Consider the following 2,538-nt stretch of genomic DNA (forward strand, 5'->3'; position numbering starts at 1 on the left):
TTGCGGGCGCGACGCGTTGATCGCGTTGTAGCCACCGACCGACTGGAACCACTGCATGTGTTCCAGCGCCGCGTAGTCCTTCGGCTCGAGCTTCTCGAACTCGGCCGGGTCGCCCGACGGGAAGGAGAACAGTTGGAGGACGTGCAGGCCGAGGAAGCCGGGAGGGTTCAGCAGGCCCAGTTCGCGGGAGATCAGCGCGCCGCCATCACTTCCGTGGGTGCCGTAGGAGTCGTAGCCGAGGCGCCGCATCAGCGTGTCGAAGGCACGGGCGACGCGGGCCATGGTCCAGCCGCGCTCGGCCAGCGGGGATCCGAAGCCGAAGCCGGGGATCGACGGGACGACGACCGAGAAGGCGTCCTCGGCCTTGCCGCCGTGAGCGACCGGATCCGTCAGCGGGCCGATCATGTCGAGGAAGTCCACCACCGAACCCGGGTAGGTGTGGATCAGCAGCAGTGGAGTGGCGTCGGCCTCGACGGACGGCACGTGGATGAAGTGAATGTCCTGTCCGTCGATCTCGGTCAGGTACTGCGGGAACTGGTTGATCCGGGCCTCCTGCTTCCGCCAGTCGAACCCGTTCTGCCAGAGGTCGACCATCTCGCGGAGGTAGTGGTTCGGCGTACCCAGCTCCCAGTTGTCGCCGGGAGCGGCCTCGGGCAGCCGGGTGTTGGCCAGCCTGGCGAGCAGATCGTCGAGGTCAGCCTGCGCCACGTCGACCTTGAAGGAGCGGATGTCTGCGGGGTTCGTGTTGTTGTTCATGGCTCTACCGTAGAAGCCATATAGGAACGTTAGATTCCTATTTGTGAGACTATTTTCCGCATGCGTGAAACCTCGTCGCGGTTGCTGTCCCTGTTGGCTCTGATGCAGTCCCGCCCGGCCTGGACAGGCGCCGAACTCGCCGCGCGGTTGGACGTGAGTACGCGCACGATCCGCAACGACATCGACCGGTTGCGCGAACTCGGGTATCCGGTGGACGCGACCCGTGGCGCGGCCGGCTACTACCAACTCGGTGTCGGCGCGAAGCTTCCGCCGCTCCTGCTGGACGACGAGGAGGCGGTCGCCGTCGCGGTCGGGCTGCGGACCGGCGCGGGGGTCAGTGGGATGGAGGAGAGCAGCGCCCGGGCGTTGGCCAAGCTCGAGCAGGTCCTGCCGCATCGCCTCCGCCGGCAGGTGAACGCGATCCACACCACGCTGTCGAAGGGCCCGGACAACACGGGGTCCAACGTGAAGGACCCCGAGGTCGACCCGGGCGTGGTCACGACGATCGCGGCTGCCATTCGCGATGAGCATTACCTGCGCTTCGACTACGCAGTACCGGATGGTGCCGAAGATCAGCTGCCGATCCTGGTCGAGCCGTATCGGTTGGTGAGTTGGCAGCGGTACTGGTATCTCGTCGCGCGTGACGAGCGCGGCGAGTGGCACACCTACCGCGTCGACTGGATGGAGTTGCGGATGGCAACAGGCCGCCGCTACCAACCCCGCCCGATGCCGGGCGACGAACTGATGGATTTCGTACTGCGTGACGTCGCGTCCACCGGCTGGAAGGTCCACGCCCGGATCACGGTGTTCGCATCGGCCGAGGAGGTGTTGTCCCGGATCCACGCGGCCGTGGGCATCGTCGAGTCCGTCGACGACGACACCTGCGTCCTGATCACCGGAGCCGAGTCCCTCGAAGTCGTTGCCGTCTACATCGGCATGCTCGGCCTCGACTTCCACATCACCAACCAGCCGGCCCTCGCGGAACACCTCCAGATCATCGGAGAGCGCTACCTCCGTTCCATCACCTGAAGACCGGCTGGGGCGAGCCTCAGGCGGACGTCTTCACCTGGTTCGGCTTGGTTGCCTTGGCTGAGGTGGGTAGCGAGGGAGCCGCGGTGTGTTGCTGCGCGATTCGCAGGACCGCGAGGAGGGCGACGAAGAACATTCCGTAGACCGTAACCAGGGCTGAGGTCTCGTAGATGTCGGCGGTTCGCCAGACGTTGCCCAGGGCATCGGTGACCTGGGTGTGGTCGTTGCGGGAGTAGTCGAAGAAGAAGCCGACCGCCGTCAGGCCATACAGAATCGTCCCCTGGAGGGCGCTGCCGAGCCCTCGGCCGGTGCCGGCGTCGGGCAGTTGACCGCGGAAGCGGACGTAGAGCGCGAACAGCTGGATGAAGAGGTAGACGGTGAAGGTCCAGCCGAGGAAGTTGCCCAGCGGTACACCGAAGAAGCCGCCGCCGTCTTCCCAGACCCAGTTCTGGTTGATGGTCGAGGCGGTCGGGTCGAGGGACAGGTCCCACATCGTCATCGTGAAGGCCGCGATCAGCGGCGTGCCGATCGTGGTCAGCCATGAGGACTTGCGGTGTACGTCGCCGAGCAGGACGGTGGCGACGACCCAGGCGAGGTAGCCGGTGGCCAAGTACGCAGGGCCGATGAACCACGGCACGTCGAAGATCTTGCCGCTGCCTGTGTAGTGGTAGTTCCCGAACGGGAAGCCTGTCGCGATGCTGAGATTCTCCAGGAAGTTGCTGATCAGCAGGCCACCCACGATGAAGACCGCGA

3 protein-coding genes are annotated in these 2,538 nt (G+C 65.5%); 1 reads left to right on the plus strand and 2 read right to left on the minus strand.

Annotated features, from left to right (window positions below; all coding sequences use genetic code 11):
• Window positions 1-756, minus strand: a 756-nt coding sequence (locus tag VFG33_RS31425) for an epoxide hydrolase family protein (protein ID WP_325056618.1), incomplete at its 3' end; no start/stop codon positions are given.
• Window positions 757-816: 60 nt separating this feature from the next.
• On the opposite strand from VFG33_RS31425, the gene VFG33_RS31430 reads away from it, so the two are divergent.
• The gene (locus VFG33_RS31430; RefSeq protein ID WP_325056619.1) at window positions 817-1,785 is read left to right on the plus strand and encodes a helix-turn-helix transcriptional regulator; all 969 of its coding nucleotides are present in this window, start codon (window positions 817-819) and stop codon (window positions 1,783-1,785) included.
• A gap of 19 nt (window positions 1,786-1,804) precedes the next feature.
• Here VFG33_RS31430 and VFG33_RS31435 read toward each other — a convergent pair.
• Window positions 1,805-2,538 (minus strand): carotenoid biosynthesis protein (locus tag VFG33_RS31435; RefSeq protein WP_325056620.1); only part of this gene is annotated, 734 nt, incomplete at its 5' end.

The sequence above is a fragment of the Kribbella sp. genome, assembly GCF_035687465.1.
Lineage (GTDB): Bacteria > Actinomycetota > Actinomycetes > Propionibacteriales > Kribbellaceae > Kribbella.

Bases quoted from the DNA above. Each gene is read 5' to 3' on its own strand.
- VFG33_RS31430 (WP_325056619.1), top strand. From the start codon at position 817: ATGCGTGAAACCTCGTCGCGGTTGCTGTCCCTGTTGGCTCTGATGCAG.